This is a genomic window from Deinococcus maricopensis DSM 21211 (genome assembly GCF_000186385.1).
GTDB lineage: Bacteria > Deinococcota > Deinococci > Deinococcales > Deinococcaceae > Deinococcus_B > Deinococcus_B maricopensis.
In genome coordinates this window covers 1901904-1915558 of sequence record NC_014958.1, presented here as the reverse complement: position 1 = coordinate 1915558, position 13655 = coordinate 1901904, and the positions used below count along the sequence as shown (strand labels likewise).

Below are 13655 nucleotides of genomic sequence, written 5' to 3'. Positions count from 1 at the left end.
CGTGGGCGGCGCGTGGCTTCGTGGGGTGCCCTGCGGGGTGGAGGGACGAGTTTGACGGAAGTGAACTGGCATGACGTGCCGTCGCTGGCGCGCGCGCTGAACGCGCCGGAAGCGGCACTACACGTGAAGGTGAGCGGGCGCCGCGTGGCGTTCCGCGCAGCGCAACTGGTGTTCCTCGCGGCGGACGCGCACGACCCGTGCGTCGCGTCCGGGCAGCCCATCAGCGGTCGGTTCGCGGTGGCCATCGAGCGGCCCCGCGCCGGCCGTCTGGGCCCGCTGGCGCTCACCGTGGCGTTCTCCGCGCTCGGCGAGGACGCCGCGCGTGACGCGGCGCGCACGGTAGGTCGCCTGCTGGGCGCGCACGTCGCACGTGCAGAACGCAGCGGACGGGAAGCCGCGCACGACGCGGAGCACACGGCGCGGCTCGCGCAGGCGGGCAGCTTCCCCGCGTACCTGGACAGCCTGTCCCTGCGGTGGCTGATTCCGGTGGCGCTCGGCGAGGAGGAGCGTTTCGTGACGGTCCCCGCGCGCGTCCGCAACGCCATCGAGGCGCGCCTGGAGCGCCCCGCGCCGCTGCGCCTCGCGGAGTACCAGCTGCTCACGGCGCTGCATGCGGAGCGCGAACGCAACCTGGACGCCGGCGTGGCGCTGGGCGTGCCGGAGTTCCCGGCGCTGCCGCCCGCGCGGCCCAAGGTGCGCGTAAGCGCGGCGGTGGAGCGCGCGCAACAGGCCGCGAAGGACCGCGAACGCGAGCGGGAGGGCGGCCCGGACCTGCAGATCGCGGATGAGGCGCTGGAACGCGCCGTGCAGCATGCCGAGAAGCACCGTCAGCCGCTCGCGCCGGCCGACTGGCTGGCGTACCTGCTGCGGCACGGCGTGGTGTACTCCGACGCGGAGTACGAACGGGTGCGGGCGTGGCTGCCGCTCGCGCGGCGCCGGGCGCTGGACCGCAAGCTCCGCCGGCGCTTTCCCCTCACGCCGGACGAACTGCGCGACGTGCAGGACGCTGCGGGCCGCACGGCGCGCGGGGAGACGCCGCCGTCCAGCCGCGCCACGCCGCGCAGCGCGCCCCTGAACGAAACGCTGGCGCTGCGGACGTTCGCGGAACTCCTCGCGGAGGACCTCGCGCGGCACGGGTACGGCCCGGAAGCGGACGCGCTGCACACGCACCGTGGCGGCCCTCTGCGCCTGCGCTGGGTGCAGGAGCGGTTCGGCGGGTTCGCGCGCCGCCTGATGCGCAGCACGTACGAGACGCTGCCGGAGGACGTGCTGACCGAGGCAGTCACGCTGATCCGCCAGACGCTGCCGGTGTACGGCGGAGAACTCGCCACGACCGACTGAGCGCAGGCCGACTGACCCAACAGCCAGCCCGGCACACCAGTCACCACGAAGGGCGCCCCGGAGGACTCTCCGGGGCGCCCTTCTCCGGCAGCGTTGCGTCAGACCATCACGGGTTCGGTGTACTCGCCGTACACGGTCTTCAGGATGTCCATCTGCTCGCCGAGCGTGACGTACGCGTGCGCGCATTCCAGGAACGCCGGCATGGTGTTCGCGCCGGTCACGGCCGCGTCACGCAGGGCGTCCAGGGCGCTTTGCGCGCGGTTCGGGTCGCGTTCGCGGCGCACGCGCGCGAGACGCTGCGCCTGCACGCGTTCCACTTCCGGGTCGATCAGCTGGATGGGCACCTCGACGTTGTCCTGAACGAAGTCGTTCACGCCGACGATGATGCGGTCCTTGCTCTCGACTTCCTTCTGGTAGCGGTACGCGGCCTCGGCCATCTCCGCCTGGAAGAACCCGGCATCAATGCCGACCTCGACGCCGCCGAGCGCGCGGATCTGCTCGATGTAGCCCATCGCGGCAGCTTCAATGTCGTTCGTGAGCTTCTCGATGTAGTAACTGCCGGCAAGCGGGTCGACGACGCCGGCCACGCCAGTTTCGTACGCGATGATCTGCTGCGTGCGCAGCGCGATGGTCGCGGCCTCCTCGGTGGGCAGGGCAAGCGCCTCGTCGTAGCTGTCGGTGTGGAGGCTCTGCGTGCCGCCGAGCACCGCAGCGAGCGCCTGGATGGCGACGCGAGCGATGTTGTTGAGCGGCTGCTGCGCCGGGAGACTCACGCCAGCAGTCTGCGCGTGCGTGCGCAACATCCAGCTTTTGGGGTTCTTCGCGCCGTAGCGTTCGCGCATCTGGCGCGCCCAGATGCGGCGGGCCGCGCGGAACTTCGCGATTTCCTCGAAGAAGTCATTGTGGACGTCCCAGAAGAAGCTGATGCGCGGCGCGAACTCATCAATGTCGAGGCCGCGCTCGATGGCCTTCTCAACATAGTGGAAGCCGTCCGCGAGGGTGAACGCGAGTTCCTGCACGGCGGTCGCGCCGGCCTCGCGGATGTGGTAGCCGCTCACGCTGATGAAGTTCCACTTCGGGAGGACGCGGGGGCCCCACTCGAACGTGTCGATGACAAGTTTCACGCTGGGCGCGGGCGGGTAGATGAATTCCTTCTGCGCGATGAACTCTTTGAGGATGTCGTTCTGGATGGTGCCGCCGACCTTGTTGAGGTCCTTGCCCTGTTTCTGGGCGTTGGCGATGTACATGGCCCAGATGGCGTTGGCGGGGCTGTTAATGGTCATGGAAGTGGTGACCGTTTCCGGGTCGATGCCCTGGAACAGGATCTCCATGTCCGCAAGGCTGCTGACGGCCACGCCGCATTTCCCGACCTCGCCCCTGCTGAAGGGGTGGTCGCTGTCGTAGCCCATGAGGGTCGGGAGGTCGAAGGCGGTGCTGAGGCCGGTCTGACCGGCCTTGAGGAGCGCGTGGAAGCGTTCGTTCGTCTGCTCGGCGCTGCCGAAACCGGCGAACATGCGCATGGTCCAGAGGCGCCCGCGGTACATGCTGGCCTGCACGCCGCGCGTGAACGGGTACTCGCCGGGGTAGCCGAGGTCGCGTTCGACGTCGAAGTCCTGCGCAAGGTCGTCCTGCGTGTAGATCGGTTCCGGGTCGAGGTCGCTGAGGGTCTTGAAGTTGTACTTGCGTTCCGGGAATTTCTGCGTGGCGGGCGCGTAGACGCTCTGGAGCCACTGATTCTTGGTTTTCACGAGCCACCTCCGGGGAACAAACGCTTGTTTGCCCTCTCAGGGTAGCAGATGCGAACGAAACCCGTCCGTCGCGAATTCAATCAGCAACCGCCACCGCAGCAAGTCCGTGCCCGCCGCGGCCCTCCACCCCCTGCCCATTCGCCAAGCACGTCGTCCTGACGGCCCCGAAATGCCTGGTGTTACCGTCGTCCGCGCTGCCCTCCCTCTGCACCTCGCGGCCTGATACCCCCGCTTCTCTGCGACGTGCAGGCTAGGGACCGATCAGCAGCACTCGGGCGGACAGATCGTACAGGCGCGCGGGCGGACTCCCTCGTTCAGAGATGGGCGTAGCCGTCCATCACGAACGGCGCTCTTTCCCATCCTGGGAAGGAACCTCCGAGTGATCGCTGCGGCACACGCCGGGCTGTGTTCGGACCAACTCAGCGGTCAAGCCTATGTCGTGCGTGCCAGGGCAAACACCGCGCTTCCGCTCACCACACCGGCGGACTGGGCGGCGTACCCTACCTCGCCGGATCCGTCAGGTCACCGGTGTGCGTGGGCATCACCAGGGTGCTTTCCAGCATGAGCACCTGCCCAACAGCAGGCCCGCCGGGGCGCCCGCGACCCGATCGACCCGGCTCAGCGACGTGTGGACCACCAGGTCTCCCCTACGCACGCAGGGCCGCCGCCAGCGTCTCGGTCACGTGCGGCTCAGGCATGGCGCAACGCCGCGCGCAGATCCATGAGCAGGAGGCCCAGACGGTTCAGGCCGTGGCCGTCGCCGCCGTCCGCCCAGTAGGTGTCGTTGCGGGTGTGCTCGATCAGGCTCGCGTCGCCTGTGCTGAGCAGGAGCGTCCGCGCGTCTTCGTGCTGCGTGAACTTGGCGTGTAGCGCTGTGCGCATCACGTCTTCCTTCACGGCCTCCCAGTCGGCGCGGAGCGGCAGGTCCCGTCGGCGTCCGGTTTTCGCGGCGTCACCGGCGGTCGGGAGGGCGCGGATCATCGCCTGGAGTTCCGGGTCGAGGAACTTCTGCGCCTGGAAGTAGTGCTCGGTGGTCGGCCACGTGACGCCGTCCACGTGGATGGGGTGTGCGCTGAAGTTCGAGAAGGTGCCGTACGCGTCGCCCTGGCGGTAGAACCGGATCGCTTTCATGCGTTCAGGATCGCGGGCATCGCCTGCGGAGCGCATCCGCGCTCTGGCGGGGCGGAACATGCAGGAGACGGCGGGTGCATGACCCGCCGTCTCCTGTGCAGTGCGCCTACTTGCTTTCGGTGCCGATGTTCAGGGTCTGGACGATGGCGTCCTGCAGCTGCTTCTGCGTGTCCTGCACCTCGACGGTGACGCGCTCGCCGTCCTCGAGGTCCATTACGAAGTGGTCCCCGTCGAGTTTCACGCGCGTGATGATCTGCTCGTCCCCTTCGGGACGGGTGCGGGCACGCAGCTCTACGTACCGCGCGATGGGCGTGCGGATGACTTTCGGCGCGAGCACCTCCTCGACCTGGAAGATGCCGCCGCTGTTGTTCATTGTCACGTCGATGCGCACGGGCCGGGTGGCGCCTGCGGAGATCACGACCTGATCGACCGCGAGGGCGCTGATGCTGTGGATGTCGACGCTGCCGAGCGCGAACGCTTTGCGGCCGCGCCCCTTGGTGATGTCCGTGCCGTCCGCGAGGGCGGTCACGCCGCCCTCGACGGTGAGCGGCGCGGGGTTCAGGTCGTGGCAGTTGATGCAGTGCAGGATGAAGCTGCGGATCTTCGTGCGTTTGAACGCGTCCGGGTAGATGCCTTCCAGGATGCGGTCGATGATCGGGCGAGCGAGGTGCACGCCGTGCGCTTCGTGCTGCGCGCGGTGCACCTGGTTGCCGATGTCGTGCAGCATGGTGCCGAGGATCACGGCGAGGTACGTGTCGTCGAGGTCCCCGATGCCGCTCTCGACGATGTCCGGGCGGACGCCGCCGCGCACAAGCAGGTCAAGGATCGCCATGCTCGCCGCGCCCGTGATGAACGCGTGCGTGCGCCCGTGGTCGTTGTACCCGAGCTTGCGCATGGTGATGTAGTTGCTCATGTCCCAGTGCGCGAGCGCCTCGGGGTCGCGGGTGAGGGCCTCGTACGCGCGCAGGGCTCGGGGGAAGCCGGCGAGGTCCGCGCGGATGGCGCGGTTCGCTTCGTCCGTGAGTTTCGCTTTGGGTGTGGAGAATTCGACGACGCGCGCCTCGCGGCCTTCGCGGGTCTGCTCGACGTCCTGCAGTTCGCCGGCCTCCACCTTGAGGGTGAGTTTTTCGCTCTGGTCGTCGGTCATGGCGGCGTTACTCGCCTTTGAACTGCGCGGGGCGCTTCTCGAGGAACGCGCGGGTGCCTTCCTTAAAGTCCTGGCTGCTGGCGAGCAGCCCGAACAGGTCCGCTTCGATTTCGAGCGCGTGGTCGAAGCTGGTTTCCATGCCGCGGCGCACGCTTTCCTTGGCGAGGGCGAGGGCCATGGGGGCGTGCTTGAGCATGGCCTGCGCGACTTCGCGGGCTTTTTCGAGGGCGTTGTCGGCGACGTAGTTCGCGAGGCCGATGGTGAGGGCCTCGTCGGCGGGCACTTGACGGCCGGTGAGGATCAGGTCGAGCGCGCGGCCCTGCCCGATCAGGCGGGGGAGGCGCTGCGTGCCGCCAAAGCCGGGGATGAGGCCCAGCCCGACTTCGGGCAGGCCAACGCGGGCGTTCTTGCCGAGCACGCGAATGTCGCACGCGAGCGCGAGTTCCAGGCCGCCGCCGAGCGCGAAGCCGTTCACGGCCGCGATGGTGGGCAGCGGGAGGTTCGCGATGCTCTGGAGGACGTCCTGGCCGGCAAGGGCGAGCTCGCGGCCTTCGAAGACGCTTTTCATCTCAGCGAGTTCGCTGATGTCCGCGCCGGCGACGAAGGCGCGGTCGCCGCCGCCTGTGATGATCAGGGCGCCGATCTCGGCGTTGTCCATGATCGCTTCGGTGGCCTGGGCGATGTCCTGCAGGGTTTCGGCGTTCAGGGCGTTGAGGGCTTTGGGGCGGTTGATGGTGAGGACCGCGATGGTGCCGTGCTGGTCGAGTTGGATGTTGTTGAATTCGAGTTCGTCGAACATGTGGGACTCCTTTAGTGGTTCCGGTCGAGGCGGACGATGGCGTTCAGGGCGGTTTCGGTCATCAGCTGGACGCCGCGCTTGAGCACTTCGTCCGGCACGAGTTGCGGGTCGCCGATGTCGTTGCTGACGGCGGTAAGGCAGCCGGCGTGGACGCCGTGGAGGGCGGCGACGAGGAAGATGGCACTGGCTTCCATTTCGAAGCCGAGGACGCCGCGCGCCGCCCAGGAGCGGGCGTGTTCGGGCGTGCTGGCGTAGAAGGCGTCCTCGGTCATGACGAGGCCCACGTGGTGGGGAACGTCGGCGTCGCGGGCGGCGCTCACGGCCGCTTCGACGATGGCGTAACTGGCGCAGGGGGCGTAGGGGGCGCCGCCGAGGAGCTGGCGGGTGGTGCCGTCGTTGGGGACGGCGGCCTGCGCGATGACGAGGTCAGCGGGTTTCAGGCGTGGGGTGGCGCCGCCGATGGTGCCGACGCGGATGAGGTGCGTGGCGCCGAGGCGGATGATCTCCTCGGCGACGATGGCGGCGCTGGGGCAGCCCATGCCGGTCGTCTGGACGCTGACGCGCACGCCCTGGTAGGTGCCGGTGAAGCCCAGCAGGCCGCGGTGGTCGGTGTACAGCACGGGGTCTTGCAGGTACGTCTCGGCGATCCAGCGGGCGCGGTTCGGGTCGCCGGGCAGCAGGACGTAGGGCGCGATGTCGCCTGGGTTGGCTCGAACATGAATCTGGCTCATGCGGGCAGTATACGGGCCGGGTGCGTCTGGAAGGGCGTTGACGCGAACAGGCCCTGCAGAATTCTTTCATGAATGCGCTGCGTAAAGGAAGCGTCATTTTTCTCAGTCTTTTTTTTGAACATGTGCGCCTGCAGGCGAAAAAATTCGCTCATTCAAAGACCATACTCTCTCATTTTTTTCTCAGAACCTAAAACCTGACTGGTTCCTGTTCAACGCACGTGAGGAACGCCCACCCCGTCAGGGCCGTAATTCATGCTTCGCTCACGGCGCGTCCTTACGGTGTGGCACAAGTGTTCGGGCACCAGACCGAACGCACCGGAGGAACCCATATGCGTAAGAACGTGCTGATTCTCACTACCCTGACTGCCGCCCTCGGCCTCGGCGCTGCCAGCGCCCAGACCAACACCACCACGACCACCACTGCTGCCAGCCAGGTCACGACCTTCAGCGACGTCCCCGCCGGCCACTGGGCCAAAGACGCCGTGGACGTCATCGTTCAGCGCGGCCTCATCCAGGGCTTCCCCGACGGCACGTTCCGCGGCAACGAGAACCTCACCCGCTACCAGGCGGCGCTGATCTTCTACCGCCTCCTCCAGACCGGCGCGCTCGGCGGCAGCAACCTCAGCAGCGCCGACCTCGCCACCATCACCCGCGGCATGCAGGACGTCGCGACGGAACTGGCCGCCGTCAGCAGCCGCCTCACCGACCTCGAGCGTCTCACCGCTGACCAGCAGGCCCGCATCACCGCGCTGGAGTCCCAGATCGCGAACATCGGCACCGGCACCGGCGGCGACACCACCGCCCTCACGGCCCGCATCGACGCGCTCGAAACCGCCATCCGCAACATCCCTGCTGGCCCGGCGGGCCCGGCCGGCCCCGCTGGCGCCGCCGCGAACACCGCCGACCTCGAAGCGCGCCTCGCCGCCCTCGAAGCCCGCGTGAACGCCGGCACCAACACCACCACCGGTACGACCACCACGGGCACGACCACCACCACGCCCACGCCGTCCGATACGGTCGTTATTGGTGACACCACCCCCACCACGGTCAGCACCGGCGACACCAACAACCTGTACGTCGGCCTGAGCGCCGGCTGCGCGAACGCCACCGGCTGCACGCAGCTCAGCTACGGCGCCGTCATCGGCACCAAACAGCTCTTCGGGCCGATCGGCGCGCGCGTCGCGGTCGAGTACCAGCCCAACAACGGCACCATCAGCGGTGACGTGAACGCCACCTACACCCTCGGTGACGGCAACCTGCAGCCGTACGTCGGCGTTGGCTTCGGCCTGAACAGCAGCCGCACCTCGGCCGGCGGCAACGTCAACAGCTACTACGCCAACGGCCTGGTCGGCGTGGACTACAAGTTCACGGACAGCCTCGGCGCCTTCGCCGAAGTGAACGGCCGCTACTACCTCTCCAACGCGAACCCCGCCGGCACCAACACCACGGCCAACTTCGGCCTGGGCGCCAAGGCCGGCCTGAAGTTCTTCTTCTAAACTTCTGACTTCCAGGGGCCGCGCATACGCGCGGCCCCTGGTGCGTTTAGTGCAGGTGGCCGTCTTCGAGGTGGAGGGTGCGGTCGGCGCGCGCGGCGAGGCGTTCGTCGTGCGTGACGAGGAGCACGCCGGTGTCGTTCGCGCGGGCGAGGTCGAGGAGCAGGTCAGCGACGCGGTCGGCGTTGGCGCGGTCGAGGCTGCCGGTAGGCTCGTCGGCGAGCAGGAGCGCGGGGTGCGTCATGAGCGCGCGGGCGAGCGCGGCGCGCTGGCGTTCACCGCCGCTGAGCGCGCCGGGGTAGAGGTGGGCGCGGTCCGTGAGGCCCACGCGGGCGAGGAGTTCGTCGGCGCGGGCGCGGAGGTCCACGCCGAGCAGTTGCGCGGGCACGAGCAGATTCGCGTGGACGGTGAGGTCCTGGAGGAGGTAATGATGCTGGAACACCAGGCCGACGCGGCGTGTGCGTTCGTGGGCGCGGGCCTGGGTGCTGAGGGTGTCGGCGCGGACGTCCGCCCAGTGGATTTCGCCGCTTTTTGGGGTGTCGAGGCCGCCGAGGAGGTGCAGCAGGGTGCTTTTGCCGCTGCCGCTGGGGCCGCTGACGGCGACGACCTCGCCGGGCTGGACGCTGAGGGTGACGCCGTGCAGCACGGGCGTCTGGCCGTAGGCGTGGTGCACGGCGCGGGCGTGGAGGGCGGGGGGCGTCATACGTGGCGTATGGTAGCGGGACTTCCGCCTGACGGGGATGAGCGGTAGGATGCGTGGCGATGTCGAGGCGTGATGATCTGCTGCGTTCCCCGCTGTTCAAGGACCTCCCGGCGGACGCCATTTCGATGGTTGAGCGTGCGGTGACGGAACGCCGTTATGAAGCCGGTGAGACGCTGCTGTCGCAGGAGGCTCAGGGTGAGGCGTTACATATCATCACGTCCGGCGTGGTGCGCGTGAGCCGCGTGAGCGTCGGTGGGCGTGAGCGGGTGCTGGGGTACCTGTACGCGCCGGCCGTGGTGGGTGAGATTGCGGTGCTGGTGACGAGTGAGCGTGTGGCGAGCGTCGTGGCGATCGAGCCGGTGCGCGCGCTGATGCTGTACCGCGAGCATTTCGTGCAGGTGATGCGGCGGTACCCGGAGGTGCTGTGGAACCTCGCGCGGGTGCTGGCGGAGCGCGTTACGCAGATCAATGATGAGTTGATTGCGCTGGGCGTGAACACGGAAGCGGCGATGAGTTACGCGCTGTTGACGCTGTACCGTCAGCGGCTCGCGGCGGGCGTGAAGGACCCGGCGTTCCTGCCGCTCACGCAGGGGGACCTGATGGCGCGCCTGTCGAGTTCGCGGGAGACGATCTCGCGGGTGCTGCGGAAGCTGGAGGAGGAGCGGCTCGTGAAGGTCGTGACGCTGAGCAGCCGCGCGAAGAGCGGTGATGATGATGAGGGTGGCCGCGCGACGGGCATTCAGCTGCTGGACGAGGAGGGCCTGGAAGCGCTGGTCTTCGGCCTGGACCGCACCCAGTAACGGTAAGGAACGAGGGGCACCCCACACGGGGTGCCCCTCGTTCTTGTGGCCTGCGTTCAGGCGGTGGTGGGTTCCTGGGCGTGGCGGGCCATGAGGGCGCGGCTGATGATGAGGCGCTGCACTTCGCTGGTGCCTTCGCCGATGCGGGTGAGGCGGTTGTCGCGCCAGTAGCGTTCGACGGGGTATTCCTTGATATAGCCGTACCCGCCGAGCATCTGGATGGCGTCGTCGCAGGCCTGCACGCCGACTTCGGTGGCGTACAGTTTGGCGCGGGCGGCAGCGACGGTGAAGTCCCGGCCGGCGTCCTTGAGGTCAGCGGCTTTGCGCAGGAGCAGACGGGCCGCTTCAAGGTGGGTGTCCATGTCGGCGAGTTTGAAGGCGATGGCCTGGTTGTGCGCGATGGCCTTGCCGAACTGTTCGCGTTCGAGGGTGTAGCGGGTGGCGAAGTCGAAGGCGGCGCGGCCCAGGCCGAGGCCCATGGCGCCGATGCCGATGCGGCCGCCGTCGAGGACGCGCATGACATCCTTGAATGCCTGGCCGCGGGTGCCGAGCAGGGCGGTTTCGGGGACGCGCATGTCCTCGAAGATGAGTTGGGCGGTGTCGCTGCTGCGCAGGCCGAGTTTGTCTTCCTTGCGGCCGATGCTGAAGCCCTGGACTTCGTCGCGGTTGAAGACGAAGGCGCTGATGCCGTCGTTTTTGCTGCGGCCGGGGCGGGGGGCGTCGGTGCGGGCAAGGATGACGTACGTGCCGCCGACGGAGCCCTGCGTGATGAAGTTCTTGCTGCCGTTGATGATCCAGCTGCCGTCGGGTTGTTGTTCGGCGCGGGTCTGGAGGCCGCCGCTGTCGCTGCCGCTGCCGGGTTCGGTGAGGCCCCAGGCGCCGAGTTTGCGGGCGCTGGCGAGGTCGGGGAGGAACTTCTGTTTCTGCTCTTCGGTGCCGCCGATGAGGATATGGCCCTGGCAGAGGCTGTTGTGGCTGGCGACGGTGAGGCAGAGGCTGCCGTCGACGGCGGCGATCTCTTCGATGATGAGCGCGAAGGTGGCGGTGTCGAGGCCGGCGCCGCCGTACTCTTCGGGCGTCTGGGCGCCCATGATGCCGAGGTCGCCGAGTTCGCGGACGATGTCGAGGGGGAATTCGCCGGTCTGGTCGCGTTCGGCGGCGCCAGGCGCGACTTTTTGTTTGAGGAAGGCGGTGAGGGCGCTCAGGATGGTGCGCTGGTCGGCGGTCAGGTCGTGCATGGGTTCCTCCGTGGTGCGTAGATGCCTCAGCCTAACAAACAACCGTTAGGGCCGCAACGCGGAACTGTGGTGCGGGGCGCTGAGCGGCGCGCCGGCTTCATGAAGGTGAGATTGTGCATGTATACCGCGCGCGGCACGTCACTTCCCTACACTGGGAAACATATGAAGGCCTGGACCATCGCCCTCTCCTCTCTCGCCCTGCTCGGCGGCGCCCTCGCCCTGGGTGCCGTGGCCAGCAGCAACGACACCATTGCCCCCGGAATTCATGTGGGCGGCGTCGACCTCGGCGGCCTCGATGAACGCGGGGCCCTGCAGGCGCTCCAGGCCCACACGCCGAGCGCGCCCGACGTGACCGTACGCGCCGCCGGCCGCTCGTGGGTGGTGCCCGCCGCCGACCTCGGCTGGGCGCCGGACCCGCAGGCGAGCATCGACGCGGCGGTGCAGGCCTCCCGTGACCGTAACCTCGGCGCGCGCGTCATGGCGGCGCTCGGCCAGGCGGACACCGTGGAGTTGCCGCTGCGCGCCCGCGTGAACGTTGCTACCACCCGCCAGAAGCTCGCGGCGCTCGTCAAACCGCTCGAGACAGCGCCGGTGGACGCGCGCATCGTGTTTGACAAGACCCGCTACACGGTCGTACCGGACCGCCCGGGCGTACTCGCGGACGTGAGCGCGGCCGCGAACACCTACGCCGCGTCGCCGGACGCGACCACGCTCGAGGTGAGCGTCAGCAAGCGCTCGGCGGCCCTGACGGCCGCCGCCTTGCAGGTACAGGTGGACGCCGGGAACAAACTGGTGCGGCCCATGACCTTCACGCTCGGGGAGCGGAAGACGGCCCTCACGGCGCTGCAGGTCGCGAACCTGTTCTGGGTGCGCGCCAAAGGCATCGAACTGGATGAGGCGGCCATCACGCGCGCGATGAAGACCATCACGAGCAACGTGGACCGCCCCGCACGCAACGCCCGGTACGCCCTCCAGGGCGGCGCGCTCGTGCGCGTGAAGGAACAGCCGGGCGTCGTGACGGACGTCAAAGCCGCGCTTCCGCTGCTGCGTAAGGCGATCACGACGCCGAGCCTCGCAACCATGGCGCTGCCCAGCACGACGCAGGCCCCAACACTCACCGTGAATGCCCTGCCGGAAGTCAAGAAGCTGACGCTGATCGCCACGGGCAGCAGCACGTACTACGGGTCGAGTGGCGCGCGCGCCACGAACGTCTCGGTCGCCGCCAGCAAGATCAACGGCGCGGTCGTCGCGCCCGGCGAGACGTTCAGCTTCCTGAATGCCCTGGGCAGCATCTCGCCCGAGAACGGCTTCGTGGGGGGCCTGATCATCAGCGGGGGCCGCACGGTGGACGGCCTGGGCGGCGGCGTCTGCCAGGTGAGCACCACCACGTTCCGCGCGCTGTATCAGGCGGGCCTGCCGGTCGTGGAACGCAACCAGCACGCGTACCGCGTCCACTACTACGACCCGCAGGTGGGGTTCGAGGCGGCCGTGTACGACCCGGGCCTGGACCTCAAAATGAAGAACGACACGAACGGCCCGATCCTGATTCGCACCGTGAACCACCCGGCGCAGCAGCGCCTGGAAGTGCAGGTGTGGGGCCTGCCGCAGACCCGCAAGGTCACGGTTTCGCCCGCGACGATCCTGGCGCGCATTCCGCACCCGGCGCCGCAGTACGTGACGACGCCGAACCTGCGGCGTGGGCAGACGCGTCAGGTGGACTGGGCGGTGGACGGGTACAACCTGTACATCACGCGGACCATCCGGGATGGCGGCACGGTCCGAACGGACAAGGTCAGCACGAACTACAAGCCGTGGCGGGCCGTGTACGAGGTCGGCTCCAGCTGAGCACTGTCAGGCAGCGGGGAGAGCACAAGCTCTCCCCGCTGCCTCTTGAGGGAATCTTGAGCTGCGCGCCTGCAACGCGCCGCGCGCGAGTACATTCCGGGTGTGCCTCATCGTCCCACGGAACCCCTTCCGAACCGCCCCAACGGGTACGTGGAACTGGAGCGGTACAGCAGCTTGCGGCGCCTGTGGACGTACCTCGACGCGGCGGAGCGCGCGGGTCGGCAGGTGACGACGCCGCGCGGCGCGCCGGAGGGGCAGTGTCGGCGGCGCATCAGTGGCTTCGAGCTGCCGGCCGCCGGGCCGCTGCTGGACTTGGACCGCGTGACGGCCAGTCTGGACGACGGGTTCGAGGTGCATCCGGCGCTCACGGCCCTGCTGGGCGGAGACGCCGCGCCGCTGCGCGCGCTGATGGACGAGGCGTATCTGCTGTCAGTGGTGTTCGTGCTGGCGTTCACGCGGGACCGGGACCTGATCCTGAAACCGGAATTGCAGTACGTCCCGCGTGGGGGTGGCGCGCCGGCCCTCTCGCGGGACGTGACGCTGGTGCCGCGGCGGTTCACCCGCGATGAGTTGCGGTACCTGCTGGAACGCGCCTGCCACCTCGCCTAGGCGCCCGCGGACGCACTTGTTGTCCCCCGCACAGTAACGTGGGTGTCGACCTGCCAAATGCGCGCTGACG

The 13655-nt window shown here is 68.6% G+C and carries 13 protein-coding genes; 5 read left to right on the top strand and 8 right to left on the bottom strand.

Annotated elements, in window-relative coordinates; all coding sequences use genetic code 11:
• Window positions 1-51: 51 nt before the first annotated feature.
• Window positions 52-1341: a hypothetical protein gene (locus tag DEIMA_RS08980; RefSeq protein WP_013556932.1), complete on the top strand. Its 1290-nt coding sequence runs from the start codon at window positions 52-54 to the stop codon at window positions 1339-1341.
• A gap of 98 nt (window positions 1342-1439) precedes the next feature.
• On the opposite strand, the gene DEIMA_RS08975 is transcribed toward DEIMA_RS08980, so the two are convergent.
• The 6 genes from DEIMA_RS08975 to DEIMA_RS18250 form a co-directional block, all read right to left on the bottom strand.
• The gene (locus tag DEIMA_RS08975) at window positions 1440-3089 is read right to left on the bottom strand and encodes a methylmalonyl-CoA mutase family protein (RefSeq protein WP_013556931.1); all 1650 of its coding nucleotides are present in this window, start codon (window positions 3087-3089) and stop codon (window positions 1440-1442) included.
• Window positions 3090-3779: 690 nt separating this feature from the next.
• Window positions 3780-4220 carry a riboflavin biosynthesis intermediates N-glycosidase gene (locus DEIMA_RS08970; RefSeq protein WP_013556930.1) on the bottom strand — a complete coding sequence of 147 codons (441 nt, stop codon included), beginning with the start codon at window positions 4218-4220 and terminating at the stop codon, window positions 3780-3782.
• A gap of 106 nt (window positions 4221-4326) precedes the next feature.
• A complete protein-coding gene (locus DEIMA_RS08965; RefSeq protein WP_013556929.1) occupies window positions 4327-5367 on the bottom strand; it encodes a phosphohydrolase in 1041 nt (346 codons plus the stop codon).
• Between the two features lie 7 nt (window positions 5368-5374).
• A complete protein-coding gene (locus DEIMA_RS08960) occupies window positions 5375-6166 on the bottom strand; it encodes an enoyl-CoA hydratase-related protein (RefSeq protein WP_013556928.1) in 792 nt (263 codons plus the stop codon).
• An 11-nt stretch (window positions 6167-6177) separates the two neighbouring features.
• Window positions 6178-6897, bottom strand: coding sequence for a phosphorylase family protein (locus tag DEIMA_RS08955; protein WP_013556927.1), 720 nt, complete (start codon window positions 6895-6897; stop codon window positions 6178-6180).
• Window positions 6894-7049 carry a hypothetical protein gene (locus DEIMA_RS18250; RefSeq protein ID WP_013556926.1) on the bottom strand — a complete coding sequence of 52 codons (156 nt, stop codon included), beginning with the start codon at window positions 7047-7049 and terminating at the stop codon, window positions 6894-6896. The genes DEIMA_RS08955 and DEIMA_RS18250 overlap by 4 nt, the downstream gene beginning before the upstream one ends.
• A gap of 177 nt (window positions 7050-7226) precedes the next feature.
• Here DEIMA_RS18250 and DEIMA_RS08950 point away from each other — a divergent pair, with 177 nt between their 5' ends.
• On the top strand, window positions 7227-8393 hold the full coding sequence (locus DEIMA_RS08950; protein ID WP_013556925.1) for an S-layer homology domain-containing protein: 1167 nt from the start codon (window positions 7227-7229) through the stop codon (window positions 8391-8393).
• Between the two features lie 46 nt (window positions 8394-8439).
• Here DEIMA_RS08950 and DEIMA_RS08945 read toward each other — a convergent pair whose 3' ends face one another.
• On the bottom strand, window positions 8440-9093 hold the full coding sequence (locus DEIMA_RS08945) for an ABC transporter ATP-binding protein (protein WP_013556924.1): 654 nt from the start codon (window positions 9091-9093) through the stop codon (window positions 8440-8442).
• 59 nt (window positions 9094-9152) lie between these two features.
• Here DEIMA_RS08945 and DEIMA_RS08940 point away from each other — a divergent pair, with 59 nt between their 5' ends.
• Window positions 9153-9893 carry a Crp/Fnr family transcriptional regulator gene (locus DEIMA_RS08940; RefSeq protein ID WP_013556923.1) on the top strand — a complete coding sequence of 247 codons (741 nt, stop codon included), beginning with the start codon at window positions 9153-9155 and terminating at the stop codon, window positions 9891-9893.
• Window positions 9894-9949: 56 nt separating this feature from the next.
• Here DEIMA_RS08940 and DEIMA_RS08935 read toward each other — a convergent pair whose 3' ends face one another.
• Window positions 9950-11131, bottom strand: coding sequence for an acyl-CoA dehydrogenase family protein (locus DEIMA_RS08935; protein WP_013556922.1), 1182 nt, complete (start codon window positions 11129-11131; stop codon window positions 9950-9952).
• Between the two features lie 162 nt (window positions 11132-11293).
• Between DEIMA_RS08935 and DEIMA_RS08930 the strand changes: the two genes are divergently transcribed.
• Both DEIMA_RS08930 and DEIMA_RS08925 read left to right on the top strand, forming a co-directional pair.
• Window positions 11294-12976 (top strand): VanW family protein, encoded by a 1683-nt coding sequence (locus tag DEIMA_RS08930; protein WP_043816605.1) that lies wholly within the window; start codon window positions 11294-11296, stop codon window positions 12974-12976.
• Window positions 12977-13078: 102 nt separating this feature from the next.
• Window positions 13079-13585, top strand: a complete 507-nt coding sequence (locus DEIMA_RS08925; RefSeq protein WP_013556920.1) for a hypothetical protein — start codon at window positions 13079-13081, stop codon at window positions 13583-13585.
• Window positions 13586-13655 lie beyond the last annotated feature (70 nt).

Bases quoted from the DNA above. Each gene is read 5' to 3' on its own strand.
- DEIMA_RS08940 (WP_013556923.1), top strand. From the start codon at position 9,153: ATGTCGAGGCGTGATGATCTGCTGCGTTCCCCGCTGTTCAAGGACCTC.
- DEIMA_RS08970 (WP_013556930.1), bottom strand. From the start codon at position 4,220: ATGAAAGCGATCCGGTTCTACCGCCAGGGCGACGCGTACGGCACCTTC.
- DEIMA_RS08930 (WP_043816605.1), top strand. From the start codon at position 11,294: ATGAAGGCCTGGACCATCGCCCTCTCCTCTCTCGCCCTGCTCGGCGGC.
- DEIMA_RS08965 (WP_013556929.1), bottom strand. From the start codon at position 5,367: ATGACCGACGACCAGAGCGAAAAACTCACCCTCAAGGTGGAGGCCGGC.
- DEIMA_RS08960 (WP_013556928.1), bottom strand. From the start codon at position 6,166: ATGTTCGACGAACTCGAATTCAACAACATCCAACTCGACCAGCACGGC.
- DEIMA_RS18250 (WP_013556926.1), bottom strand. From the start codon at position 7,049: ATGAGCGAATTTTTTCGCCTGCAGGCGCACATGTTCAAAAAAAAGACT.
- DEIMA_RS08945 (WP_013556924.1), bottom strand. From the start codon at position 9,093: ATGACGCCCCCCGCCCTCCACGCCCGCGCCGTGCACCACGCCTACGGC.
- DEIMA_RS08955 (WP_013556927.1), bottom strand. From the start codon at position 6,897: ATGAGCCAGATTCATGTTCGAGCCAACCCAGGCGACATCGCGCCCTAC.
- DEIMA_RS08950 (WP_013556925.1), top strand. From the start codon at position 7,227: ATGCGTAAGAACGTGCTGATTCTCACTACCCTGACTGCCGCCCTCGGC.
- DEIMA_RS08935 (WP_013556922.1), bottom strand. From the start codon at position 11,131: ATGCACGACCTGACCGCCGACCAGCGCACCATCCTGAGCGCCCTCACC.